The 26,394-nt window shown below is 65.7% G+C and carries 18 protein-coding genes and 3 rRNA genes; 1 reads left to right on the top strand and 20 read right to left on the bottom strand.

Going from position 1 to position 26,394, the window contains the following annotated elements:
- Positions 1-7 precede the first annotated feature (7 nt).
- The 18 genes from MRBLWH10_RS04550 to MRBLWH10_RS04465 form a co-directional block, all read right to left on the bottom strand.
- Entirely contained in the window at positions 8-1,552 is a 1,545-nt protein-coding gene (locus MRBLWH10_RS04550) for an amino acid permease (RefSeq protein ID WP_341941787.1), read from the bottom strand.
- A 369-nt stretch (positions 1,553-1,921) separates the two neighbouring features.
- Positions 1,922-3,241, bottom strand: coding sequence for an ABC transporter permease (locus MRBLWH10_RS04545; RefSeq protein WP_341941786.1), 1,320 nt, complete (start codon positions 3,239-3,241; stop codon positions 1,922-1,924).
- On the bottom strand, positions 3,241-3,963 hold the full coding sequence (locus MRBLWH10_RS04540; RefSeq protein WP_105676889.1) for an ABC transporter ATP-binding protein: 723 nt from the start codon (positions 3,961-3,963) through the stop codon (positions 3,241-3,243). Before MRBLWH10_RS04540 ends, MRBLWH10_RS04545 begins: the two co-directional genes overlap by 1 nt.
- Positions 3,964-3,998: 35 nt before the next feature.
- A complete protein-coding gene (locus MRBLWH10_RS04535) occupies positions 3,999-5,609 on the bottom strand; it encodes a hypothetical protein (protein ID WP_341941785.1) in 1,611 nt (536 codons plus the stop codon).
- 3 nt (positions 5,610-5,612) lie between these two features.
- Positions 5,613-6,629 (bottom strand): hypothetical protein, encoded by a 1,017-nt coding sequence (locus MRBLWH10_RS04530; protein WP_341941784.1) that lies wholly within the window; start codon positions 6,627-6,629, stop codon positions 5,613-5,615.
- Positions 6,630-6,743: 114 nt separating this feature from the next.
- Positions 6,744-7,646 (bottom strand): site-specific tyrosine recombinase XerD, encoded by a 903-nt coding sequence (xerD, locus tag MRBLWH10_RS04525; protein ID WP_341941783.1) that lies wholly within the window; start codon positions 7,644-7,646, stop codon positions 6,744-6,746.
- A gap of 2 nt (positions 7,647-7,648) precedes the next feature.
- Complete coding sequence (locus MRBLWH10_RS04520; protein ID WP_341941782.1) at positions 7,649-8,242, bottom strand: NUDIX hydrolase; 594 nt, start codon at positions 8,240-8,242, stop codon at positions 7,649-7,651.
- Positions 8,235-9,929, bottom strand: a complete 1,695-nt coding sequence (locus MRBLWH10_RS04515) for a CTP synthase (protein WP_105676878.1) — start codon at positions 9,927-9,929, stop codon at positions 8,235-8,237. The genes MRBLWH10_RS04520 and MRBLWH10_RS04515 overlap by 8 nt, the downstream gene beginning before the upstream one ends.
- A gap of 17 nt (positions 9,930-9,946) precedes the next feature.
- Positions 9,947-11,638 carry a DNA repair protein RecN gene (gene recN / locus MRBLWH10_RS04510; RefSeq protein WP_341941781.1) on the bottom strand — a complete coding sequence of 564 codons (1,692 nt, stop codon included), beginning with the start codon at positions 11,636-11,638 and terminating at the stop codon, positions 9,947-9,949.
- Entirely contained in the window at positions 11,635-12,555 is a 921-nt protein-coding gene (locus MRBLWH10_RS04505; RefSeq protein WP_341941780.1) for an NAD kinase, read from the bottom strand. Before MRBLWH10_RS04505 ends, recN begins: the two co-directional genes overlap by 4 nt.
- Positions 12,552-13,349: a TlyA family RNA methyltransferase gene (locus tag MRBLWH10_RS04500; protein WP_341941779.1), complete on the bottom strand. Its 798-nt coding sequence runs from the start codon at positions 13,347-13,349 to the stop codon at positions 12,552-12,554. The genes MRBLWH10_RS04505 and MRBLWH10_RS04500 overlap by 4 nt, the downstream gene beginning before the upstream one ends.
- On the bottom strand, positions 13,346-13,519 hold the full coding sequence (locus tag MRBLWH10_RS04495) for a hypothetical protein (RefSeq protein WP_181155975.1): 174 nt from the start codon (positions 13,517-13,519) through the stop codon (positions 13,346-13,348). Before MRBLWH10_RS04495 ends, MRBLWH10_RS04500 begins: the two co-directional genes overlap by 4 nt.
- A gap of 44 nt (positions 13,520-13,563) precedes the next feature.
- The gene (locus MRBLWH10_RS04490; protein WP_341941778.1) at positions 13,564-14,601 is read right to left on the bottom strand and encodes an HAD-IIA family hydrolase; all 1,038 of its coding nucleotides are present in this window, start codon (positions 14,599-14,601) and stop codon (positions 13,564-13,566) included.
- The gene (locus tag MRBLWH10_RS04485) at positions 14,601-15,668 is read right to left on the bottom strand and encodes a hypothetical protein (RefSeq protein WP_341941777.1); all 1,068 of its coding nucleotides are present in this window, start codon (positions 15,666-15,668) and stop codon (positions 14,601-14,603) included. Before MRBLWH10_RS04485 ends, MRBLWH10_RS04490 begins: the two co-directional genes overlap by 1 nt.
- Entirely contained in the window at positions 15,605-16,807 is a 1,203-nt protein-coding gene (locus MRBLWH10_RS04480; protein WP_341941776.1) for a hypothetical protein, read from the bottom strand. Before MRBLWH10_RS04480 ends, MRBLWH10_RS04485 begins: the two co-directional genes overlap by 64 nt.
- A 163-nt stretch (positions 16,808-16,970) precedes the next feature.
- A 5S ribosomal RNA gene (rrf, locus tag MRBLWH10_RS04475) occupies positions 16,971-17,087 on the bottom strand.
- A gap of 119 nt (positions 17,088-17,206) precedes the next feature.
- Positions 17,207-20,310, bottom strand: a 23S ribosomal RNA gene (locus tag MRBLWH10_RS04470).
- A gap of 416 nt (positions 20,311-20,726) precedes the next feature.
- A 16S ribosomal RNA gene (locus MRBLWH10_RS04465) occupies positions 20,727-22,249 on the bottom strand.
- The 16S, 23S and 5S rRNA genes sit together here, the layout of an rRNA operon.
- A gap of 694 nt (positions 22,250-22,943) precedes the next feature.
- Between MRBLWH10_RS04465 and MRBLWH10_RS04460 the strand changes: the two genes are divergently transcribed.
- A complete protein-coding gene (locus MRBLWH10_RS04460) occupies positions 22,944-24,266 on the top strand; it encodes a CoA transferase (RefSeq protein WP_341941775.1) in 1,323 nt (440 codons plus the stop codon).
- Here the strand turns inward: MRBLWH10_RS04460 and MRBLWH10_RS04455 are convergent.
- Both MRBLWH10_RS04455 and tyrS read right to left on the bottom strand, forming a co-directional pair.
- Positions 24,251-25,045: a DUF4184 family protein gene (locus MRBLWH10_RS04455; RefSeq protein ID WP_341941774.1), complete on the bottom strand. Its 795-nt coding sequence runs from the start codon at positions 25,043-25,045 to the stop codon at positions 24,251-24,253. The two genes, MRBLWH10_RS04460 and MRBLWH10_RS04455, sit on opposite strands and share 16 nt — an antisense overlap.
- A 25-nt stretch (positions 25,046-25,070) precedes the next feature.
- Positions 25,071-26,372 carry a tyrosine--tRNA ligase gene (gene tyrS / locus MRBLWH10_RS04450; protein WP_105672372.1) on the bottom strand — a complete coding sequence of 434 codons (1,302 nt, stop codon included), beginning with the start codon at positions 26,370-26,372 and terminating at the stop codon, positions 25,071-25,073.
- Positions 26,373-26,394 lie beyond the last annotated feature (22 nt).

Raw genomic sequence — 26,394 nt, 5'->3', positions numbered from 1 at the left:
TGCGACCTCACTCCTCCAGCAGCTCGTCGGCGGCCTTGGTGAGGTGCGCCGCCTCTGCGTCGCTCATGAAGTCGCGCTTGCCGTAGGCGAACCAGAGCACGACGGCGAGCACGCCGACCACGACGACCGCGATGGGCGCGTAGTTGAACGTGTCGACCGTGATCGGCGTCACCGGCGGGAGCACGAACAGGATGACGATGAAGATCACCCAGACCACTGCGACCCACCCGACCACGGCGCTCCAGCGGCCGAGGCTCCACGGCCCCGGCGTGAACTCCTTGTTCAGGCGGCGCAGCAGCACAGGCGTGACATACGCGATGTACAGGCCGATGACGGCGATCGAGGTCACCGCGAGGTACGCCGTGATGTTGAACAGCGCGGGCAGCGTGACGATGATCGAGAGCACGACGCAGAGCCAGATCGAGTTGGTCGGCGTGCCGGTGCGCTTGTTCACCTGCGCCCAGAGGCGGGAGCCGGGGATGGCGTTGTCCCGCGAGAACGCGTAACTCATGCGCGAGTTCGCCGTGACCGACGCCATGCCGCAGAAGAACTGGGCGCCGCAGACGATGAACAGCAGGAACTTCGCCACGTCGGGGTTGTTCAGCGCGTCGAGGAAGATCTGCGCCGGTCCGGAGCCCGTGGTGGTGTTGACGATCGTGGACAGGCCTTCCTCGCTGCCGTCCTGGATCGCGGAGACGATCGTGAAGAGCAGGATCCAGCCGCCGATGATCGAGATCAGCACGCTCATGACGATGCCCTTGGGGGCGGCGACAGCGGCGTTCTTCGTCTCCTCGGCGACGTGCGCCGAGGCGTCGTAGCCGGTGTACGTGTACTGCGCCATCAGCAGACCCATGAGGAACACGTACGGTCCGAAGGTCCAGCCGGTCTCGTTGTGGAAGGTCGTGAACGACCACGCCACATCCTGGTGGTGGGCGGGCATGATCCACAGCACCGCGACGATGATGAGGACGCCGACGATGTGCCACCACGCCGAGACGTTCGACAGCATGCTGACGAGATTGACGCCGAAGGTGTTGAGCAGACCGTGGATCACGATGATCACGATGAAGAGGCCGAAGGTGTTGAGCGGGTTGACCTCGACGCCCCACATCAGGTTGGCGAAGGCCATCATCGTCGCCGCGGCGCCGTAGTCGATGGCGGCGGTGACGGCGACCTCGCCGAGGAAGTTGAACCAGCCGACGAACCACGCCCACTGGCGCTTGTTCTTCTTCGCGAGCCGACCCGCCCAGAAGTAGAGACCGCCTGCGGTGGGGTACCGGGAGCAGACCTCGGCCATCGCGAGGGCGACGCAGAGGACGAAGACACCCACGAGGGGCCAGCCGATGTTGATCGCCATCGGACCGCCGGACTTCAGCGCGATGTTGAAGGAGGTGATGCAGCCGGCGAGGATCGAGATGATCGAGAACGAGACCGCGAAGTTGGAGAAGCCGGACATGCCGCGGTGCAGTTCCTGCTTGTAGCCGAGCTCTGCGAGTGCGGCCGCATCATGATCGATGGGCTGTGAGTCCGGCGCCTTTGTCGTGTCACTCATAGGGGTGCTACCTGGCTTTCGAGTAGAGGGAGCAGTTGCAGCGATTCTGGCCTCCCTGAACGCCAGCTGTCAATGGTCTGACTTCATACCTTCAACCAGAAGCGCTCGCCGAGACATGCCGGGGCGCCGGATGCCGTCGGCACCCGGAGAGCGGATGCCGGCGCACAGGCGCGCGTCCGATCGAATGAGCCACTCGGTCGCCGCGCACTGCCGCGACGGGCAGAGAACACGACACCCGCCGTGCAGCACCACCACAAACGCCGAGCGAACCCGCATACGACTCAGGCGCCGCGCGGAGCCGCGACGGGCAGAGAACACGACACCCGACGCGCAGCACCACCACAAACGCCGAGCGAACCCGCAGACGACTCAGGCGCCGCGCAGTGCCGCGACGGGCTCGATCCTCGCGGCGCGACGTGCCGGATACCATCCGGAACCCCAGCCCACGATCGCGCCGAGCACGGCGCCGGCGATGGCGACCCACGGGTCCGTCACGGGAGTCCACCCCTGGACCACAGCCACCACGATCACGGCGAGCACGCCGAGCGCAGAACCGATCAGGCCGCCGATGAAGCCGATCACGATCGACTCGACCATGAACTGCGCGCCGATCTGGCGGCGGGTGGCCCCCAGCGCACGACGGAGGCCGATCTCGCCGATGCGCTCCATCACGCCGAGGAGCGTCACGTTCGCGATGCCGAGACCGCCGGCGAGCAGCGCGATCACTCCGAGGATGAGGAAGACCACGTTCACGTCCGCCTGCACGTTCTGGCTGAGGTCTGATGCGCCCGACGGCGCCTGCGCCTTCAGCGAGTCCGGAGAATCGGGCTGCAGCGCCAGCACGGACTGCTCCGCCACCTGGGGGCCTGCGCCGACCATGATGCGGATGTCGAGCTCGGTGGGCACCGCGAGACCGAAGTCCGCGCGTGCGGCTCCGTTCGGGATGATCACCGAATCCCGCAGCTCGCTCTTGCGCTCGAAGCCGTCGACGATGCCGATCACGGCGTAGGCGACCCCGCCGATGAAGATCGAGGGCTGCGAATCGACACGGTTGATGCCCATGTCCTTGGCGAGCCGGTCTCCCACCACCGCGACCCGATCGCCCCTGGAGTCGTGCCCCGCGTCGAAGAAGCGGCCGGTGATCAGCTCGCCCTCCGCGGTGTCGAGAAGCTCGGGAGACGACGAGAACAGCTGCGGCGATGCGGCGGGTGCCGCTGACGGGTCGTTCACCGGCACCGCGGTGATCGTCTCGTCGTCGGCGAGTTCGACCTCACCGAGGAGGGTCGCGCTCTCGACACCGGCGAGAAGCAGCACCCGCTCCGGAGAATCCCACGGGAGGCGGCCGGCGGCGACGGTCTTGCCCTTGGAACCGGACTGCGCCTCGGCGGCGGTCACGACGACCTGCGTCGACGCTGCGCCGTTGAACTGGCTCGCGATCTGGGCGGCGGCCGTCTGGGCGAACCCGATCGTCGCGACGAGGGACGCGATGCCCAGCACCGTGCCGAGGATGGTCATGACGAGACGCGCGGGGCGGGATCCGATGTCCGCCGTCGCCTCGGCGACCAGGTCCTGGAAGGTGAACCGGTCGGCGTGCTTCTCGCCGACCTTCCTGCGGACGGCGCGTGCACTCCCCTGCTCGGGCTGGTCCGCGTTCTCCGCTGTCGCCTTGCGACGCCAGGGCAGGCGCATCACAGTTCGCTCAATCGGCCGTCGGCGATGCGGATGCTGCGGCGGGCCCGCCGAGCGACGTTGTCGTCGTGCGTGATCACGATGAGAGTGAGTCCGTCTTCGTTGAGTTCTTCGAACAGTGACATGACCTCGCCGGACGTGCGCTGGTCGAGGTTGCCTGTCGGCTCGTCGGCGAGGAGCAGCTTCGGTCCGCTGACGACCGCCCTGGCCACGGCGACGCGCTGACGCTCGCCACCCGAGAGCGAGTTCGGGAAGAAGTCGACGCGGTGCGACAGCCCGACCCTGGCGAGGGCTTCGCGCGCCCGTGATTCGCGCTCGCGGCGGGGCACTCCGCTGTACAGCATCGGCATCAGCACGTTGTCGAGCACCGTCCGCCGGGGCATCAGGTGGAATGACTGGAACACGAAGCCGATGAACTGCGCACGCACGGCGGCGCGCTCATCGTCGGAGAGGTCCCCCGTGCGCACGCCGGCGAGGAGGTACTCCCCCACGCTGGGGCGGTCGAGGAGACCGAGGATGTTGAGCATCGTCGACTTTCCCGAGCCGCTGGGACCGACGATCGAGATGTAGTCCCCCGGTCGCACCTGGAGGGTCGCCCCCTTGAGAGCCTGCACCTCCGGAGGCCCCGGGAAGGACCGGGTGACGTCGCGCAGCTCGACGACGAGCTCGTCGTTCCCGCCGGCATCCTCGAGAGCGTCGCCGACCTCAGGAGCGTCGCCGATCTCAGGAGCGTCGGCGGTCGCGGTCTGCTCGTCCGTCACCGTCCCACCACCACGAGGTCGCCCTTCTCGAGGTCGCCGTCGACCGGGGTCACCTCCACGGCTCCCTTCGCCGCGAGACCCGTCTCGACCACGACCGTGCGGGTCTTCGCGTCCTTGCCCTTGCGGGGGTCGGACTCGACGACCTCGACGCGCGACTCGCCACCGGGGCCGGCGGTCAGCGCCGCGAGGGGCACCGACAGCACGTCGCCCTCGGTCGCGCCGACGGCGATCTGAACGCGGACGTTGTTGCCCTGGAGCTGCGTCAGCTGCTCGGCGGTCAGCGGGTCGGGCTCGAAGAGCACCTCCCAGCGCGCCTTGCTGTCCTTGCCCGGCTTCAGCTCCGAGACGACCGCATGGTGCGGAGTGCCGTCGGGCAGCTCGAACGACGCCTCGGCGCCGACCTTGAGCAGTCGCGCATCGGCCTCGGCCGCGGCGCCCGTGAGACGCACGGTCGCGCCGGACACCGTCATGACGGCGCCCTGGATCGTGGTGCCGCGCTTGACGTTGACGGCATCCACTCGCCGCGGGAGCTCGGTGAGGAACAGCACCTCGCCGGCCGGCAGGAACGGCAGCACGGCCTGGCGCGCGCTCTCCAGAGCCTTGTTCGCCGAGTCGACGCCGGCGCGGGCGGAGTCGAGCGCCGCCTTCTCCGGGCCGGTGTTCTTCGACGACCACAGCTGGTCGCGTTCGAGCTTGGCGGTCTGCAGATCCCACTCGGCCTGCTGCACGTTGGGGCAGGTCTCGCCCTCGGGCGGAGTCGTGCAGTTCCGCGCCGCAGCGAGGGCCTGCTCGGCCTGCGCGACCTTGACGTCGGCCTGCCAGCTCTCCAGCTTGGTGGGTCCCGCTCCCGCCGCAGTCAGCGCCTGCTGAGCCTGCGTGACGCTGCTCTGCGCGTCACGGACGCCCTGCTCCGCGCTGCGGACGGCATCGCCCGCACCCTCCTCGGGGGCAGGGGTCGGATAGCCCGCCTGGGCGTAGAGCTGACCGACAGCGTTCGCCGTCGCCTGGTCGAACAGATTCGAGGCCACGTCGCCCGCATCGATGCCGACGCTCACGAGAGCCTGCTTCAGCTGCAGCACATCGGGTCCGGAGACGCCGAGACGCAGCGTGCGGTAGGCCGGGAGGTCGCCGGGGAGCACGATGACGGGCCGTCCGGCCACCTCGAGAGCGATGGACAGCGGGTTGAGAGTCGCGCCGACCTCGGGGACGGATCCCGTCACGACGCTGCCGCCGCCGCCGGAGGTGTCGATGGTCACGTCGACGGCATCCGCATAGCCGACGTCGGCGCGCAGCGTGACGTCGTTGCTCAGCGGACCGAACTCGACGGGCACCGTCACCAGCCCGGCGTCCGGCGCCTCCGCGGCCTCGGCGGGCGAGATCAGGAAGCGACCGACGAGGAGCCCCGCGACGAGGCTGACGACCGCGCACAGGGCGACGATCCACAGGGTGCGGTTGCCGCGCAGGATGCGGCGCCAGCCGCTCACCCGTGACATGTCGACCGCGTCCTTCTCCTCGGCGGAGGACTCGGCATCCGCGGTCTCGTCACCCGCGATGATCTCGGAGAAGTCGGAGGGCAGCTCTGTCGTGGGAGTCTCGTCGTCCTTCATGCGTCAGTTGTTCTGCTCGGCAGCGGCCTTGAACGCCTCGAGGTCGGCCTTGTTGTCCTTGATGAACTTCTCCTCGCGTGCGAACTGGATCTTCAGCGACTCGTCGGCGTAGGAGGTCTTCTCGCGGCATCCCAGGTCGACCAGAGCGAGAGCGATCTCCTTCTCACCGAGCTCCTTCATCTCCGGGCTCTTGTTCGGGTCTTCGACCTTCTCCGGGTCGATCTCCGTCGTGCCGTCGCCGTACGCGGCCTCGTAGATCTTGCTCTGCGCGTCGGAGATCGACTGCTGGGCGTCGGTCTGAGCCTTGAACCCGGGCTCGCCGCCGTCGGCCATGCACGAGGCCCACTTCGCGTTCAGCGCCTTGAGCTCAGACGACTCCTGCGTCGTCGACCACAGCTCGGTCATCTTGTCGCGGAGGTCGGCGAACTGGTCGGACTGCCAAGGGTCGTCGCCCTGCAGCTCGTGCTGAGCCCATCCCTGGCAGCCGCCGTCCTCCCAGTTGTACTCGTAGCTGCCGCCCTCTTCCGTGTCCTCCATCTCCTGAGGAGCGCCGTAGGCGGTCTCGTAGAACGCGGTGCGCTCGGACTCGGAGAGCGAGTCGAGATACTTCTGGTTCGGGTCGACATACTCCTCGCCGGGGTCGCTCTCGCCCTGCTCGCTGAACGGGTTGTTCACGATGCCGTAGCCGTACTTCTCGACCCAGGACTTCTTCTCGGGCTCCCACTCGACGTCCTCGCCGGAGGAGATCACGGTGCCGCCGTTCTGCAGGTTCGGCTTGTACTCGAAGCCCTCCTTGGCCATGCACTCGGCCATCAGGTCTTCCTGCTTGCGCTGCTGCTCGTCGAGCTTCTTCTGCTGCTCCTCCGGCGACAGGTCTCCCCCGTAGGCGGCGCTGAGGTACTTGCTCAGCGGCGAGTCCTCGTAGGTCAGGCCGCCGTTCCCTCCGCCCGTCGAGCATCCGGCAAGGGTGAGCGCCAGCGCAGCTGCGGCGAGGACCGCAAGAGGACCGGTGGATCGCATGTCGTTACTCCTTCATCGGCCCCGGTTCGACGACCGGAGGGTTGCATACCGAGAAAGCATAATTGAGCATCGCGAGAGCTCGCGTCCCCCATATGGGGGACATTTCGATCCGCGCTATACAGCGCGAGGATGAGATGTGGCGTAGATGTCCCGCAGAGCCTCGACGGAGACGTGCGTGTAGATCTGGGTCGTGGCCACGGACGCGTGGCCGAGGAGCTCCTGCACGACGCGCACATCCGCGCCCCCCTGCAGCAGATGCGTCGCGAAGGAGTGACGCAGCGTGTGCGGCGAGATCTCCGCCGTGATCTGGGCATGCTCTGCCGCCGCTCGGATCACGAGCCAGGCGCTCTGCCTCGACAGGGGCGCGCCCCGCGCGCCGAGGAACAGCTTCGCCGACGCCCTCCCCTTCGCCGCCAGGCCCGGCCGCACCCTCGTCAGATACGAGTCGACGGCCGCACGCGCATACGAGCCGATCGGGACGATGCGCTCCTTCGAGCCCTTGCCCCGCAGACGCAGCACATCGCCGTGCGCCAGATCGTCGACGTCGAGCCCCACGGCTTCGGAGACCCGGGCGCCGGTCGCATAGAGGAGTTCGAGCAGCGCCCGGTCCCGGATGCCGAGGGGATCCTCGCCGGACGGAGCCGACAGCAGCCGCTCGACCTGGTCGATCGTGAGCGCCTTCGGCAGCCGGCGCGGCGCCTTGGGCGGCCGCAGCCGTCCGGTCGGATCGTCCTGCTCGATGCCCTCTCGAGCGAGGAAGCGATGCCAGCCGCGCACCGACGACTGCAGTCGCGCGAGGCTCGTCGCCGCGGGAGCAGGGACCGCCGAGGATCTCTCGGCGATGAAGCGCCCGACCACGGCCTGGGAGATCTCACCGGAGTCGGTGATTCCGCCTTCCTCGAGCCACGCGAGGTAGCCGCCGAGGTCGCGGCGGTACGCGGAGATCGTGTGCGCGCTGAGCCCGCGCTCGATCGTGACATGACGCAGGTACGCGTCGAGGGCACGGTCGAGCTGCACGGCTACGCCCTCGCGCGGTGCCGTTCGGCCGCGAGCACGCCGATCGCGAGCAGCGCGTTGTGCATGCGCCCGTCGAGCACAGCGCCGACGGCATCCGCCAGAGGGATCCATTCGACGCGGATGTCCGCCTCCTCGTCCTCGCGCGCGTGCGCATCGGGAAGCTCCGACAGACCCGTCGCCAGGAAGAAGTGCACGATCTCGTTGCTGCCCCCTGGTGTCGCGTAGGCGCTGAGAAGCGGCTCCCACTGCGCGGCTCGGAGATCGGCCTCCTCCGCCAGCTCACGCTGCGCGGCGACCACCGGCTCCTCGCCCTCCACATCCAGCAGGCCGGCGGGCAGCTCCCAATCGCGACGGCGGATCGGATGCCGGTACTGCTGGATCAGCAGCACGCGGTCGTCCTCGTCGACCGCGACGATCGCCACGGCGCCGGTGTGATCGATGTACTGGCGGACGATCTCTCCGTCGCCGTAGCGGATCCGGTCCGAACGGACGTCCCAGACCGCGCCGCGGTAGACGAGCTCGCTGTCAATGACCACGGGCTCGAACAGCTCGTCCTGAAGACTCTCGGGCGAGACTCCCCCGGTTCGCTCAGGCATCGTCGCTGACGTCGAACAGCTCGCTGGCGCGGTGCCGCTCGATCGCCGCTCCCACCAGTCCGCGGAACAGCGGGTGCGGGGCGGTCGGACGCGAGCGCAGCTCCGGGTGCGCCTGGGTGGCGATGTAGTACGGGTGCACATCCCGCGGAAGCTCCACGTACTCGACCAGATCGAGCTCGGGGTTCAGTCCGGAGAACACCAGACCCGCGTCCGCGAGGCGCGCACGGTACGCGTTGTTCACCTCGTAGCGGTGACGGTGACGCTCGGAGGCGAGAGGGGCGCCGTAGAGCTCGCGGGCGAGCGACCCTTCGGCGAGGGCGGCCTGGTAGAGGCCGAGACGCATGGTGCCGCCGAGGTCTCCGCCGTCGAGGATCTCGATCTGCTCGGCCATCGTCGCGATCACCGGCTCCGTGGTCTCGGGGTCGAACTCGCTGGACGATGCACCGGCGATGCCGGCGACGTCGCGAGCGTACTCGATCACCATGCACTGAAGACCCAGGCACAGACCCAGCGTCGGGATGCCCTGCTCGCGCGCGAACTTGAGCGCGCCGAGCTTGCCCTCGATGCCGCGGATGCCGAAGCCGCCGGGCACGCAGATGCCGTCGAGCTGCGAGAGCTGCTCCTTGGCGCCCTCGGGGGTCTCGCACAGGTCGGAGGGGATCCAGCGGATGTTGACCTTGGTCTCCTGCGCGAACCCGCCGGCCTTGAGCGCCTCGGTCACAGAGAGGTACGCGTCCGGGAGGTCGATGTACTTGCCGACAAGGCCGATCGTGACCTCGTGCTTGGGGTTGTGCACGGCGTGCAGCACCGTGTTCCAACGGGACCAGTCGACGTCCGCCGCCTTCTGGTCGAGACCGAGGCGACGCACGATGTAGGAGTCGAGACCCTGCTCGTTGAGCGTCGACGGGATGTCGTAGATGCTCGGCAGATCGACCGTGTTGATGACGCCCTCGGCGTCGACGTCGCACATGAGGGCGATCTTGTTGCGATTGCTCTCGCTCACGGGGCGGTCGCTGCGCAGCACCAGCGCGTCGGGCTGGATGCCGACCTGCCGGAGAGCGGCCACCGAGTGCTGGGTGGGCTTGGTCTTCTGCTCACCCGAAGCGCCCATGAACGGCACCAGCGACACGTGCACGAAGAACACGCTGTCGCGGCCGAGCTCGTGACGGAGCTGGCGCGCGGACTCGAGGAACGGCTGCGACTCGATGTCGCCGACCGTGCCGCCGACCTCGGTGATGATCACGTCGGGGCGGGGCTCCTCGGTCGCCTGCAGACGCATGCGGCGCTTGATCTCGTCGGTGATGTGCGGGATGACCTGCACCGTGTCGCCGAGGTACTCCCCGCGGCGCTCGCGCGCGATGACCTGCGAGTAGATCTGGCCGGTGGTGACGTTGGCCGCCTGCGACAGGTTGATGTCGAGGAAGCGCTCGTAGTGGCCGATGTCGAGGTCGGTCTCCGCACCGTCGTCGGTGACGAACACCTCACCGTGCTGGAACGGGTTCATCGTTCCGGGATCGACGTTCAGATAGGGATCGAGCTTCTGCATCACGACGCGCAGTCCGCGCGCGGTGAGCAGGTTGCCCAGGCTGGCCGCCGTGAGCCCCTTGCCCAAAGACGAAACGACACCACCAGTCACGAAGATGTGCTTGGTCGTGTCGTTCTTGGGCCCCGCGGAAGAAGAGTTCATCACGGGCTTCGATCCTATCAGGCGGCGGGGGCCCCGAGGCTGAGAAGTTCTCGGGCGTGTGTCAGGGCGGCATCCGAATCGGTCAGTCCGGACAGCAGTCTGGCCATCTCGGCCTCGCGCTCGGGGCCGTCCAGGCGTCGGACGCTGGACGCCGTGACCGCGCCGTCATTGGCTTTGACGACCGAGAGATGGTTCGTGGCGAAGGCGGCGACCTGGGCGAGGTGCGTCACCGCGATCACCTGAGATCTCTCGGCGAGTCGGGCGAGTCGTCGACCGACCTCGATCGCGGCGGCGCCTCCGATGCCCGCGTCGACCTCGTCGAACACGAAGGTGGGCACGGGGTCGGTTCCGGCGATCACGACCTCGATCGCGAGCATCACCCTGGACAGCTCGCCGCCCGATGCTCCCTTGGCCACGGAGCGGGGCTCAGCGCCAGGATGCGGGGCGAGCAGGATCGCGACGTCGTCACGTCCGTGCGCAGTCTCCGCCCCCTCGCTCACCGAGACCTCGAGGCGCGCGTCAGGCATGGCCAGAGCATGCAACTCCTCGCTCACCGCGGCGCCCAGCCGCGAAGCGGCTGCGACGCGGGCGTCCGTCAGCGTGCGCGCGTGGCCGTCGAGCTCTGCTCGAGCAGCGTCGCGCTCCTCCTCGAGACGCTCGATCCGGTCTCCGTCGTCATCGAGCTCGGCCAGCCGTGCCGAACCGGTCTGCCACAGCTCCAGCGCGTCCTCGAGAGAGCCGTGGGCGCGGACGAGCACGCCGAGCGCCGCCCTGCGCTCCTCGACTGCGGCCAGTTCATGCGGGCCCGATTCGTCGAGGTCGGCGAGGTAGGCCGAGAGCTGTCCCGCGATGTCCGCCACGCGATAGCCGACATCGGCGAGAGACTGCGCGAGCTCGGTCAACGTCGCATCCGAGGAGCGCTCCAGCACCCTGCGCGCCTCCCCGATGAGACCGGACACGTCGGGATCGCCCTCTTCGCTCGACAGAGCCGTGTGGGCGAGGGATGCCGCGAGCCGCAGCTCTTCGGAGTTCGCCAGGCGCTCGGCTCTGGCCGTCAGCTCCACGTCCTCCCCCGCTTCGGGAGCGGTCGCCTCGATCAGCGCCAGCGCCTCGCGCAGACGCGTGGCCTCCTCGAGTCGCCGATCGCGATTCTCGGTGATGTCGGTGATCTCCGCGTCCAGAGCACGCCAGCGTGTGAAGGAGCTCTCATACGCCCTCAGCGCCTCCGCGATGGGCGCACCGCCGAACCGATCCAGGGCATCGCGCTGCGCGGACGCGGACTTCAGACGCAGCTGCTCGGACTGACCGTGCACGACCACGAGCTCCTCCGCCAGAGCGGACAGGACGCCGGCCGGTGCCGCGCGCCCACCGACGCTGGCTCTGCTGCGCCCCTCGGCGCTGAGGCTGCGCGACACGTAGAGCTCGGCCGACCCGGCGCCGACGGGTTCGAGATCGCCCCCGGCATCCGCCACGATGTCGGCCACGTCGCCGGTCTCGGGAACGATCCACACCCCGGCGACGGAGGCCTGAGCGGCGCCGGCACGGACGGCGCCCGAATCGGCACGCTGCCCGAGGAGGAGTCCGAGCCCCGTGACGACCATGGTCTTCCCCGCGCCGGTCTCACCGGTGATCGCCGTGAAACCAGGGCCGAGGGGCAGCACCGCGTCCGCGATGACTCCGAGGCCCTGCATCCGCATCTCCTCGATCACGACTGCACCTGCGCATCCTGGCCGCGCCACCCGGCGACGGGCAGCTGGAACTTGCGCACCAGCCGGTTCGTGAACGCCGTCGGGTGCAGACGCGCGAGCCGCACGGGGCGGGACGACCGGCGGACGACGACGCGCGCGCCCGGCGGCAGCTCATGTGAGCGGCGTCCGTCGCACCACAGGATGCCCGAGCCGGAGGTGCCCTCGAGCATCTCGATCGCGACGGCCGCATCGGGGCTGACCACGAGGGGCTTCGCGAAGAGCGCATGCGCCGACAGCGGGATCACCGCGATCGCCTCGACGCTGGGCCAGATCACGGGCCCGCCGGCGGAGAAGTTGTAGGCCGTGGAACCGGTCGGCGTGGACACGACCATGCCGTCGCAGCCGAAGCTCGACAGCGGAAGTCCGTCGATCTCGAGCACGACCTCGATCATCCGCTCACGGCTGGCCTTCTCGACCGTCGCCTCATTCAGCGCCCAGGTCTCGTAGATCACCGCCCCCGCGGAGTCCTTCACGCGCACGGAGAGCGCGAGACGCTCCTCGACCTCGTAGTCCCTCGCGATCACACGGCGCACCGCGTCGTCCATGTCGTCTCGGTCGATCTCCGCGAGGAATCCGACGTGTCCCATGTTGATGCCGAGAACGGGGGCCGCGCACCCGCGCACGAGCTCTGCCGCGCGCAGGATCGTGCCGTCGCCGCCGAGGACGATGGCGAGCTCGAGCTCGGCCTGGTCGACCGTCTTCCCGAGAACGTCGACATCCGCGAACATCGGATCCACGGCGGAGAGATCCGCACTGTCGTCGGCCGCGAGCACGGGGCGAGCGCCCGCTTCTCGCAGGGCATCGACGACACGCCGCGCGGCATGGACCGTGTCCTCACGGCCCGCATGGGCGACGACCAGGATGCTGCGCTCGTTCATCGACTCCCTGCCAGTGCGTTGATGCGGTCTGACCATTCTGACGGATCGCTGCCCCGACCGGGTGCGAGGTGGACCAGATACTCGGTGTTGCCATGGGTGCCCAGCAGGGGCGACGGAAGGATGCCGAGCATCCCGAGTCCGGCGTCCCAGGCGCTCCACACCGTTCGGGCCACGGCATCCGCCCTGGTCGCCGGGTCGGTGACGAGCCCTCCGCGCACGGCGGTGCGCCCGACTTCGAACTGCGGCTTCACGAGAAGCACGATGTCGGAATCGGGGGCGGCGACCCCGGCGACCGCCGGGAGCACGAGTTCGAGCGAGATGAAGGAGAGGTCGCCGACGACGAGATCGGGGCGCGCGGACTCCCCCGTCGCCGCGGCGAGGTTCTCGGGAGTCATGTGCCGGACGTTGTACCCCTCGACGAGCACGACACCGGGATCCGCGGCGATGGATGCCGCGAGCTGATCGTGGCCGACGTCGACCGCGAGAACGCGCCGGGCTCCGCGCTCGCGCAGCACCTGCGTGAATCCGCCGGTGGAGGCTCCCATGTCGAGGGCGAGTCGTCCGTCGACGGCGATGCCGAAGCCGTCGAGTCCCGCGATGAGCTTGTGCGCGGCCCGACCGACGTAGTGATCGGCCCCGGCGACGGTGATCTCCGCCGAGTCGGCTACGGGCGTCGAGGCCTTCACGGTGGGACGTCCGTCGACGCTGACCAGGCCCTCCGCGATCAGAGTGGCCGCGTGCGAGCGCGAGCGGGCGAGGCCTCGCGCGGCGAGGGCGGCATCCAGTCGTGTCATCGGGACGCCGTGGTCTCGCGCTGGTCGAGCTTGGCTCCGCTCTCCAGACGACGTGACAGGTCTTCGTGCAGTGCCGAGTACGCCTCTGCGCGATCGGCGAGCGGCTGTCCTTCGATCAGACGCAGGCGGCTCCACAGGCCGTCAGTCGGCGCAGTCGTCTCTTCGCTCACGCTTCTACTGTACGCGGGAGGTCGGACACGCCGTCCGCGCCACGTCAGGGTCGGTGGAAAGGATCCTCGTACAGACGTTCGGGGACGCGCAGCACGAACACCGGCGTTCCGGAGGCCCAGATCGCGGATGCTCCGGCGCGGAGCAGGTCGATCTGCGCGTCGCCCTCGGCGAGGATCTCGACGTCTCCCCCGGTCACGCGCACGCCGGCGCCGTTGACCCAGTGTCCGCCATCGCGCTGCACACTCTCCGGATAGGGTTCGTGAAGCTCGCGGAGATCGCTCAGGATGTACGTGGGACGAGACCCCTCGGGGGCGGCGAGAACGTGCTTGGGCCGATCGATCCCCGTGAGCACCAGAGCGGAGTCGATTCCCGCACGCACGGCGCCGAGGATGTCGGTGTCCAGTCGGTCGCCGATGAAGAGCGCCTGATGCGCGTCGAAACGCGCCTTCGCCTCCTCGAAGATGGGCACCTCTGGCTTGCCCGCGACGGTCGCGAGCCGACCGATGGCAGTGTGCACAGCCGAGACCAGCGTGCCGTTGCCCGGGGCGACGCCGCGTTCACGCGGAATCGTCCAGTCGGTGTTCGTGGCGATCCACGGGATGCCGCCCTCGTCTTCAGGGAGCTTCAGCGCGAAGGCCGCCTCGGCGAGATCCGTCCATGCGACCTCGGGGGCGAACCCCTGCACCACAGCGGCCGGAGCATCCTCCGCGCTGCGGGTCACGACGTAGCCCGCCTTCTGCACCTCGTCGACGAGGCCGTCACCGCCGACGACCATGATCGTCGCCGGAGCGGGGACCATGGTCGTGAGCAGGCGCATGGCGGCCTGCGGGCTCGTGACCACATCAGACGGAGCCACCGTGAGACCCAGCCCGGTGAGGTGCTCGGCGACCGAGGCATCCGTCCGGGACGCGTTGTTCGTGATGTAGCCGAGACGTGCATGCTCCGCCGCCCGGTTCAGGCTCTCCACCGCGTACGGCAGGGCACCAGGACCGGCGTAGACCACGCCGTCGAGATCGGCGAGGACGGTATCGACCCCGTCCAGCGGCGTGCGCAGCGACTGCTTCTTCGAGAACAACCCCATCAGGCGCTCTGGCCGTCGCCTGCGGAGTCGTCCTCCTGGTCTTCTGCCGCCTGCGCGTCGTCGTCTTCGCCGAGGAGCTCCCGGACCTCATCCTCGACGGACGGCTCGGCCGCGCCATCCCCAGGTACGTCGGAGTCGGCTGCGTCGTCTACAACGGCGTCAGTGCTCGCGGTGTCTGCGTCGGCATCGACATCGGCTGCGTCAGCTGCGTCAGCTGCGTCATCAGCATCAGCTGCGTCATCAGCATCAGCTGCGTCAGCTGCGTCATCAGCATCAGCTGCGTCATCAGCGTCATCAGCGTCAGCTGCGTCATCAGCGTCATCAGCGTCAGCTGCGTCAGCTGCGTCAGCTGCGTCATCAGCGTCATCAGCGTCATCACCTGCAGTGTCGTCTTCGTCTTCGTCCTCGATCAGGTGATCCTCGACGAAGATCTCCTCGTCGCCGGCCTCATCGATGCCCAGAGCCTCTGCGGCGACTTCGGCTCGCTTCATCCAGAACTCGGCTTCCTCGGTGCGACCGAGGTCCTCCAGCACGGCCGCGCGGGCTGCGAAGAGGGCGGGGCTCCAGTCGAAGGCACGATCAGGGTCGAGCTCGGGGATCTCCAGCTCGCCGAGGGCGAGTTCGAGGTCTCCCTGGTCGAGGCGGGCGCCGGACATCGCGATTGCGAGGGCGACCCGCACCGGGGTTGCAAGCGACGTGCGGTCGACGGCTCGACCGGTCTCGAGAGCGCGGTCGGGCCGCCCGATGCCGCGCTCGCTGTCGACCATGAGCGCGATCTGGTCGTCATTGCCGGAGATACGACGATAGGTCCGGAGCTCACGCAGCGCGAGCGCGAAGTCCTCGGTCGCGTATGCGGTGATGCCGAGAGTCTCGCGGACGATCGCAATGCGTCCTGCGCTCCGCGACGCGGCAAGAGCGTGCTCGTGCGCGAGCTGGGGGTCTTCATCGATGAGACGAGACGCCATCGCGAGATGCCGCGCGACCCGCTCGGCGTTCTCCTTGCTCAACGTCTTGAGCTCGTTGCGGGCAGACGGGTGCAGATCGCGAGCGGTGACGTCCTCGGGCACCTCCGGATCGTTGTGCCGCGGACGGTCTCCACCGGCCTGCGGAGTCCTGTCACGTCCTGCTCCCCCGCGCTGCGGGAACGAGCGGTTGCTTCGTTCACGATCGTTGTCACGGCCGTAGCCACCCTCACGACGGGGTGCTGCGCCGTCACGGTTGTAGCCACCATCGCGGCGCGGGGCGCCACCGTCGCGGTTGTAGCCACCATCGCGGCGCGGGGCGCCACCGTCGCGGTTGTAGCCGCCCTCACGGCGCGGGGCGCCACCATCACGGTTGAACCCGCCCTCACGGCGCGGGGCACCACCGTCACGGTTGTACCCACCTTCACGACGAGGAGCACCACCATCACGGTTGTACCCACCATCGCGGCGAGGCGCTCCACCATCACGGTTGAACCCGCCCTCACGGCGCGGGGCACCACCGTCACGGTTGTAGCCGCCATCGCGACGAGGCGCTGCACCGTCGCGATTGTAACCACCCTCACGGCGCGGGGCACCACCATCACGGCGCGGGGCACCACCATCACGGCGCGGGGCACCACCATCACGGCGCGGGGCACCACCATCACGGTTATAGCCACCCTCGCGACGAGGAGCACCACCATCACGGTTGTAACCGCCTTCGCGGCGGGGCGCTGCACCGTCGCGGTTGTAACCACCATCACGGCGCGGGGCACCACCATCACGGTTATAGCCACCCTCACGACGGGGCGCTGCACCATCACGGTTATAGCCACCCTCACGACGAGGAGCACCACCATCACGGTTATAGCCACCCTCACGACGAGGAGCACCACCATCACGGCTGTAACCACCCTCACGACGAGGCGCACCACCATCACGGTTATAGCCACCCTCACGACGAGGGGCACCACCATCACGGGTGTAAGCGCCTTCGCGACGGGGCGCTGCACCGTCGCGGTTGTAACCACCCTCACGACGGGGCGCACCACCATCACGGTTATAGCCACCCTCGCGACGAGGAGCACCACCATCACGGCTGTAACCACCCTCGCGACGAGGAGCACCACCGTCGCGGTTGTAACCACCCTCACGACGGGGCGCACCACCATCACGGTTATAGCCACCCTCGCGACGAGGAGCACCACCATCACGGCTGTAACCACCCTCACGACGAGGAGCACCGCCGTTGCGGGGGGAACCTCCGCCGGAAGATCGGTCTCCGCGCGGTCCGCTATCGTTGCGACGCGGACGGCGCTCTTCCTCTTCCGACATGATGCTCCCTGTTTTGTTCGTGTATATGCAAAATGGCCACCCAGCGATGGGTGGCCATTTTGACTAAAAGGAGTCCGGCGGTGTCCTACTCTCCCACAGGGTCCCCCCTGCAGTACCATCGGCGCTGTGAGGCTTAGCTTCCGGGTTCGGAATGTAACCGGGCGTTTCCCTCACGCTATGGCCGCCGAAACACTATTGATGTTTCAATCAGTACACAACATGTGCACGAAAAAGTTCGTGTGTGTTGTGTGGTTCTCGACCGTACATCGAGAACCACTCAGTGGACGCGTAGCACCTACAAACGGTGTGTTATCAAGTCATCGGCTTATTAGTACCAGTCAGCTGCATGCATTACTGCACTTCCACATCTGGCCTATCAACCCAGTAGTCTGGCTGGGAGCCTCTCACCCGAAGGTATGGAAGTCTCATCTTGAGGCCGGCTTCCCGCTTAGATGCTTTCAGCGGTTATCCATCCCGAACGTAGCTAATCAGCGGTGCTCCTGGCGGAACAACTGACACACCAGAGGTTCGTCCAACCCGGTCCTCTCGTACTAGGGTCAGATCCTCTCAAACTTCCTACGCGCGCAGCGGATAGGGACCGAACTGTCTCACGACGTTCTAAACCCAGCTCGCGTACCGCTTTAATGGGCGAACAGCCCAACCCTTGGGACCTACTCCAGCCCCAGGATGCGACGAGCCGACATCGAGGTGCCAAACCATGCCGTCGATATGGACTCTTGGGCAAGATCAGCCTGTTATCCCCGAGGTACCTTTTATCCGTTGAGCGACAGCGCTTCCACAAGCCACTGCCGGATCACTAGTCCCGACTTTCGTCCCTGCTCGACCTGTCAGTCTCACAGTCAAGCTCCCTTGTGCACTTACACTCGACACCTGATTGCCAACCAGGTTGAGGGAACCTTTGGGCGCCTCCGTTACTTTTTGGGAGGCAACCGCCCCAGTTAAACTACCCACCAGGCACTGTCCCTGAACCGGATTACGGTTCGAAGTTAGATATCCAGAGTGACCAGAGTGGTATTTCAACAATGACTCCACAAGAACTAGCGTCCCTGCTTCACAGTCTCCCACCTATCCTACACAAGCCACACCGAACACCAATACCAAGCTGTAGTAAAGGTCACGGGGTCTTTCCGTCCTGCTGCGCGTAACGAGCATCTTTACTCGTAATGCAATTTCGCCGAGTTCGCGGTTGAGACAGTTGGGAAGTCGTTACGCCATTCGTGCAGGTCGGAACTTACCCGACAAGGAATTTCGCTACCTTAGGATGGTTATAGTTACCACCGCCGTTTACTGGGGCTTAAATTCTCAGCTTCGCCTTGCGGCTAACCGGTCCTCTTAACCTTCCAGCACCGGGCAGGCGTCAGTCCGTATACATCGTCTTGCGACTTGGCACGGACCTGTGTTTTTAGTAAACAGTCGCTACCCACTAGTCTCTGCGGCCACCACACCCTTTTCGGAGTAAATCCGTATAAGTGGATGGCCCCCCTTCTCCCGAAGTTACGGGGGCATTTTGCCGAGTTCCTTAACCACGATTCTCTCGATCTCCTTGGTATTCTCTACCTGACCACCTGAGTCGGTTTGGGGTACGGGCAGCTAGAACCTCGCGTCGATGCTTTTCTTGGCAGCATAGGATCATCCACTTTTTATCCGCATCGTGTCTCAGCCTATGTGAGAGACGGATTTGCCTATCTCTCGGCCTACGCACTTGCACCAGGACAACCATCGCCTGGCTTGGACTACCTTCCTGCGTCACACCTGTTAATACGCTAACCGCACCAGCATGGGGTCGTACGCTAGGCCCCACGGCGGATCCCGAAGGATCCAATGTGAGGATTCAGATACTTAGCACTACTGGATTAGTTTGGGCGGTTCTTCGCCGGTACGGGAATATCAACCCGTTGTCCATCGACTACGCCTGTCGGCCTCGCCTTAGGTCCCGACTTACCCAGGGAAGATTAGCTTGACCCTGGAACCCTTGGTCTTTCGGAGGACGTGTTTCTCACACGTCTTTCGCTACTCATGCCTGCATTCTCACTCGTGTAGCCTCCACGGCTGGTTTACACCGCCGCTTCGCTGGCCACACGACGCTCTCCTACCCATCAACACGGCTGGACCACGAAGGCCTACCAATAATGTCAATGCCACAACTTCGGTGGCGTGCTTGAGCCCCGTTACATTGTCGGCGCGGAATCACTTGACCAGTGAGCTATTACGCACTCTTTCAAGGGTGGCTGCTTCTAAGCCAACCTCCTGGTTGTCACAGCAACTCCACATCCTTTCCCACTTAGCACGCGCTTTGGGACCTTAGTTGGTGGTCTGGGTTGTTTCCCTCTCGACTATGAAGCTTATCCCCCACAGTCTCACTGCTGCGCTCTCACTTACCGGCATTCGGAGTTTGGCTGACGTCAGTAACCTTGTAGGGCCCATCGGCCATCCAGTAGCTCTACCTCCGGCAAGAAACACGCAACGCTGCACCTAAATGCATTTCGGAGAGAACCAGCTATCACGAAGTTTGATTGGCCTTTCACCCCTATCCACAGCTCATCCCCTCAGTTTTCAACCTAAGTGGGTTCGGTCCTCCACGACGTCTTACCGTCGCTTCAACCTGGCCATGGATAGATCACTTCGCTTCGGGTCTAGGACATGCGACTGAATCGCCCTATTCAGACTCGCTTTCGCTACGGCTACCCCACACGGGTTAACCTCGCCACATATCGCTAACTCGCAGGCTCATTCTTCAAAAGGCACGCTGTCACACCTACCAGGGGTGCTCCAACGGTTTGTAAGCAAACGGTTTCAGGTACTATTTCACTCCCCTCCCGGGGTACTTTTCACCTTTCCCTCACGGTACTTGTCCGCTATCGGTCATCTGGGAGTATTTAGGCTTATCAGGTGGTCCTGACAGATTCACACGGGATTTCACGGGCCCCGTGCTACTTGGGATACTCTTCGCGCCACGGTTGGCATTTCGACTACGGGGTTGGCACCCTCTATGACCGGCCTTTCAAGACCGTTCGTCTATACCATCGTGTAACGCCGCCACCTCGGCAGAGATGACTGAAAAGTCCCACAACCCCCAACGTGCAACGCCTGCCGGCTATCACACACGCTAGGTTTAGCCTGTTCCGGTTTCGCTCGCCACTACTAACGGAATCGCGGTTGCTTTCTCTTCCTGTGGGTACTGAGATGTTTCACTTCCCCACGTTCCCTCTACCCGCCCTATATATTCAGGCGGGAGTCACTAGGTCGGCACGCCGCCCAGCGGGGTTTCCCCATTCGGACACCCTCGGATCAAAACTTGCTTATCAGTTCCCCGAGGCTTATCGCAGATTGCTACGTCCTTCTTCGGCTCCAGATGCCAAGGCATCCACCGTTTGCTCTTAAAGACTTGAAATCACATGAGTTTGAATCAAAACTCGACCCCACCCGAAGGCGGGATCAGAAATTGACTAATGATCTTTAAGATCATCTATCGCAACAACCCGAAGGCTGTTGCAAGATGCTCGCGTCCACTGTGTAGTTCTCAAAGTACGGGCGGTACCCCTCACCACTTCCCACCAGGGGAAACAACAAGAGGCCCAGAGGTACAGACACGCAACCCCGAAAGGCCACGACGTCCGGTCCCTCAGGACCCAACAGCGTGCAGACACCGACCCCTCCCCCCAGAACTTTCCCACCGCAAGCGGCGTACTCATTCCGAGAAAAGATCTCGATGCCATGTCAAATGTTCCACCCATGAGCTCCCAGCGAAGAACGTATGCCTTCGATCTGGGTTCTGGACACCTACAAGAGGTGTCAGATGCTCCTTAGAAAGGAGGTGATCCAGCCGCACCTTCCGGTACGGCTACCTTGTTACGACTTAGTCCTAATTACCGATCCCACCTTCGACGGCTCCCTCCACAAGGGTTAGGCCACCGGCTTCAGGTGTTACCGACTTTCATGACTTGACGGGCGGTGTGTACAAGACCCGGGAACGTATTCACCGCAGCGTTGCTGATCTGCGATTACTAGCGACTCCGACTTCATGAGGTCGAGTTGCAGACCTCAATCCGAACTGGGACCGGCTTTTTGGGATTCGCTCCACCTCGCGGTATTGCAGCCCTTTGTACCGGCCATTGTAGCATGCGTGAAGCCCAAGACATAAGGGGCATGATGATTTGACGTCATCCCCACCTTCCTCCGAGTTGACCCCGGCAGTATCCCATGAGTTCCCACCATTACGTGCTGGCAACATAGAACGAGGGTTGCGCTCGTTGCGGGACTTAACCCAACATCTCACGACACGAGCTGACGACAACCATGCACCACCTGTTTACGAGTGTCCAAAGAGTTGACCATTTCTGGCCCGTTCTCGTATATGTCAAGCCTTGGTAAGGTTCTTCGCGTTGCATCGAATTAATCCGCATGCTCCGCCGCTTGTGCGGGTCCCCGTCAATTCCTTTGAGTTTTAGCCTTGCGGCCGTACTCCCCAGGCGGGGAACTTAATGCGTTAGCTGCGTCACGGAATCCGTGGAATGGACCCCACAACTAGTTCCCAACGTTTACGGGGTGGACTACCAGGGTATCTAAGCCTGTTTGCTCCCCACCCTTTCGCTCCTCAGCGTCAGTTACGGCCCAGAGATCTGCCTTCGCCATCGGTGTTCCTCCTGATATCTGCGCATTCCACCGCTACACCAGGAATTCCAATCTCCCCTACCGCACTCTAGTCTGCCCGTACCCACTGCAGGCCCGAGGTTGAGCCTCGGGATTTCACAGCAGACGCGACAAACCGCCTACGAGCTCTTTACGCCCAATAATTCCGGATAACGCTTGCGCCCTACGTATTACCGCGGCTGCTGGCACGTAGTTAGCCGGCGCTTTTTCTGCAGGTACCGTCACTTTCGCTTCTTCCCTGCTAAAAGAGGTTTACAACCCGAAGGCCGTCATCCCTCACGCGGCGTTGCTGCATCAGGCTTCCGCCCATTGTGCAATATTCCCCACTGCTGCCTCCCGTAGGAGTCTGGGCCGTGTCTCAGTCCCAGTGTGGCCGGTCACCCTCTCAGGCCGGCTACCCGTCGACGCCTTGGTGAGCCATTACCTCACCAACAAGCTGATAGGCCGCGAGCCCATCCCCAACCAAAAAATCTTTCCAACAAGTAACCATGCGATTCTTGTTCGTATCCAGTATTAGACGCCGTTTCCAGCGCTTATCCCAGAGTCAGGGGCAGGTTGCTCACGTGTTACTCACCCGTTCGCCACTGATCCACAGAGCAAGCTCTGCTTCACCGTTCGACTTGCATGTGTTAAGCACGCCGCCAGCGTTCATCCTGAGCCAGGATCAAACTCTCCGTAAAAAAGAAATGCATACCCCACCGGGAAAACGGTGACGCAGCGAGTTTGATGCTGACCAAAGAGACAAATTCATTGCTGACTTCATCCGAATGCCAACCCCCCAAAAGAAGGGCTGGTCTTTGATCCAAAGGAATCTCACCTAGCCGAAGCTAGATCGAGGTTATTTGGCATTTGACAAGTGCACGCTGTTGAGTTCTCAAGGATCGGACGCTCCCCCGACCCAGTCATCACAACCAGGCCCGAAGGGCAACTTCTCAATCTTACCTGTCCTGCTCGGCTTGTCAAATCGACACGCCGTGAGGCTCAGAACCAGATTCGCAGCCTCACCGCTCAGGGCGCCGAGGCAACTTCACTAGCTTATCCACCCCGCCTCGCTTGTCAAATCAGCGCGTCGAGCGGATCTGAGATCCGCCGCGCAGCTGGAGACAGCCGCAGAAGGGGTGGACCTCCCATCCTAGACGCAAGCGTCTGATCTCACAAGTGAGAGGATCGGGAGGTGGTTCTCCGCTTGAGGGGGGTGAAGCTCTCGGCCTCTCCGCTTCCCTGTGGGGCGAACAAGTAATAAGTTACGCGGATTCCGGGGTTCCGGCAAATCGGGCCGTACCCCTCGGGCGTGTCGTCGTCGCCGGTCCCGCTGTTTCCCCCTGACCAGATCGAGAATCCGGAGTCGAACGCGCCGCGGAGTACGATCGGCTCATGTCTGCGCCCCTCCTTCCCCGGCCGGACCAGGCCCTGCGCGATCGCGTTCTCACCGAGCTCGGCATGGATCACGCGTCGGTCCCGATTCCCGCGCCGGCACACCGCGTACCCCTGCCCTCCCGCTTGGCGACCGCGGATCTCGCCTGGGCGAGCGTCGCCTCGGTGGCCTCTGTGGCGGGGATCAGCGCAGAGCTCGACCCTGACCGGATCGCCTTCTCCTACCGGAGCGACCGCCTGCTGACCGTCGACGGCACGGCTCCGTCGGTCTGGTCGCCGTACTCCGGGTTCTGGCGCTCCTGCGACGGGTGGGTGCGCACCCACGGGAACTACCGCCACCACGCCGAGGCGCTGCTGCGGGGTCTCGGGATCACCGACCTCGACGCGATCTCCTCCGCTTTCGCCGAGCGGACCTCGACGGAGGCTGCCACCGCGATCTCCTCCGAGGGAGGTCTCGCCGTGGTCGTCTCCACCGAGCGGCCGATCGAGGATGCCGCGCTGCGCAGCACTCCCCTGCTGGACGTCCGCGGTGTCGAGGGCCCCGGTCGAGCACCCCTTGCTCCGGATCTCCCCCTCTCCCCCGTCCGCGCGCTCCCGCTCTCGGACATCCGCGTCCTCGACCTCACCCGCGTGATCGCCGGCCCCGTCTGCACTCGCACGCTCGCGCTCCTCGGCGCCGACGTCCTCCGTATCGATCCGCCGCACCTGCCGGAACCCGAATGGCAGCACTTCGACACCGGCCACGGCAAAAGGTCGGCCCTGCTCGACGCCCGCTCGTCCGAGTTGCACGCGCTCCTCGCCCAGGCGGACGTCGTCGTGCTCGGATACCGCCCCGCGGCACTGGATCGACTCGGCCTCTCCGCAGATGCCCTCGCCGAGCGGTACCCAGGGCTCGTCGTCGCCCAGCTCAGCGCCTGGGGTGTCGACCACCCTGAGCGCGCCGGTTTCGACAGCCTGGTGCAGGCCGAGTCAGGCATCGCGCTCGTCGAGTCGGTGGACGGCGACCGTCCGGGGGCGCTTCCCGCGCAGGCACTCGACCACAGTGCGGGCTATCTGCTCGCCGCATCCGTCGTCGCGCTGCTCGATCGGCGACGACGAGACGGCGGCACCTGGCAGGTGCGAACCTCCTTGCGTCGCATCGCCGCCGAGCTTCTCGGGATGCCGCGGAACGCGGAACCCGCGCCGGAACGCGACGTCGACCCCGCACCCCATACGGCGCACTTCGACATCGGAGGGCGTCGACTCGCCACCGCGCGACCCGCGCTTCCCGGGCTCGACTTCCGTGCCCCGCACGAGTGGGGCGTGGATCAGCCCCGCTGGTGACGACCGCGGAACACCGGCAGCAGCAGGCAGAGGATCACGGTCAGCGCACCCCACACCGCACAGGCCGGTGGGAGCACCCGATAGGCGAGATGCTGCAGGGTGAAGTCATCAGTGAACGGACCGTAGGCCGCGAACCCGATGGTCCACGCCGTGACGACGATGATCGGGAGCGACAGCCACCAGGAGATCCGCACGGCCGAAGGGAGCACCCGCACGATGCTCTCTCGGGGCACGGCTCTGGTCACTCGAAGGATCGCCCAGACGCCGATGATGACCAGCGCGCCCGCCCCCGAGCCGTACTGCAGCCATTTGAACCCCGTCAGCGGTCCCCACATCCGATCGAGCGCCGGCAGCACCTCGACACCCCACCGCCCCTCGTGCGTGAAGGAGTCCCAGAGGATGTGGGACAGGACGCCGAGGATCAGCGAGGCCGCGAGGAGCAGGGGGAAGAAGCGCGACTCGCCATTGCCGATCGCCTTCCGCAGCGCGGGGAGGCCCCGGTCATCCCAGCTCGCGGGAAGCCGACGCGCCAACCAGACCGGTGAGAGCTCCGGAACGGCCGGGCGCAGCACGACTCGCCAGATCAGGAACAGCGCGAATGCGACGAGCGCCGTCCAGATCACGTTCGCGTAGGTGTGAGCGAACCCGTAGTCCAGCCCCGTTCCACGGAGGAACAGGGGCAGATCGGGCGCCATCGCACCTATCGCGATCGCCGACGGCACGAGCGGCGTGCGCACGAACGGCAGTGCGACCAGCGCGTGACTCGGGGTGAACGGCATCCGCTCTGCTCGCGACGGACGAGCGTCAGCCGACGAAGACGCCGGCGAGAGTCTTCTTGCCTCGACGGAGCACGGAGACTCCGCCGGGAAGCGCACCGCTCACGGTTGCGGACTCGTCGTCGACGCGGATGCCGTCGACCGACACCCCGCCCTGCGTGATCGCACGCCGGGCCTCGCTGAGACTGGACACCAGACCGGTCGTCACGAGAGCCTCGACCACCGGAGTCCCCGAAGGCACGGTGGCGTTCGGCAGCTCCTCCAGCGCGGTCCGCAGCGTCGAGGCGTCGAGAGCGGTCAGGTCGCCCTGTCCGAACAGCGCCTCGGATGCCGCGATCACGGCGGCGGCGGAATCGATGCCGTGAACCGTGGCGACGACCTCGAGCGCGAGACGCTTCTGCGCCGCACGGCGGAACGGCTCGGACTCCACGAGTGCCGCGTACTCCTCGATCTCGGCGCGGCTGAGGAAGGTGAAGACCTTCAGCCGGTCGATGACGTCGGCATCCGCGGTGCTGAGCCAGAACTGGTACATCCGGTAGGGGCTGCACATCTCGGCATCCAGCCAGATCGCGTTGCCCTCGCTCTTGCCGAACTTCGTGCCGTCGCTGTTCGTGATCAGCGGGGTGCCGATCGCGTGCACCGAAGCGCCCTCGACGCGGTGGATGAGGTCGGTTCCGCTGGTGAGGTTGCCCCACTGGTCGCTGCCGCCGGTCTGCAGCACGCAGTCGTACTGGCGGAAGAGCTCCAGGAAGTCCATCCCCTGCAGGATCTGGTAGCTGAACTCGGTGTAGCTGATGCCGGCGTCGGAGTTCAGGCGCGCGGCGACCGCGTCCTTCTTCAGCATGGTGCCGACGCGGTAGTGCTTGCCGATCTCGCGCAGGAAGTCGATCGCCGACATCGGCGCCGTCCAGTCGAGGTTGTTGACGATGCGTGCGGCGTTGTCGCCCTCGAAGCTGAGGTAGCGCTCGACCTGGGTGCGCAGGCGCCCGACCCACTCGACCACGGTCTCGCGCGTGTTCAGCGTGCGCTCGGCGGTCGGTCGCGGATCTCCGATGAGGCCGGTCGAGCCGCCGACGAGGCCGAGGGGCTTGTGGCCGGCGAGCTGGATGCGACGCAGCGTGAGCAGCTGCACGAGGTTGCCCAGGTGCAGGCTCGGAGCGGTCGGATCGAACCCGCAGTAGTACGTGATGGGGTCTCCCGCGAGCAGGGCGCGCAGCGCCTCCTGGTCGGTGGACACGTGGACGAGGCCACGCCACACGAGTTCGTCCCACACGTTGTCGAACGTGGGATCGATCGCGGGCGCCGCAGTCGTCAGAGCGGGATCAGACACGCGATCAAGGTTATCAGCGGTG

Source organism: Microbacterium sp. LWH10-1.2 (assembly GCF_038397765.1).
Classification (GTDB): domain Bacteria; phylum Actinomycetota; class Actinomycetes; order Actinomycetales; family Microbacteriaceae; genus Microbacterium; species Microbacterium natoriense.
The sequence above is the reverse complement of the archived record's forward strand: the minus strand, read 5'-3'. Positions and strand labels throughout refer to the sequence as shown.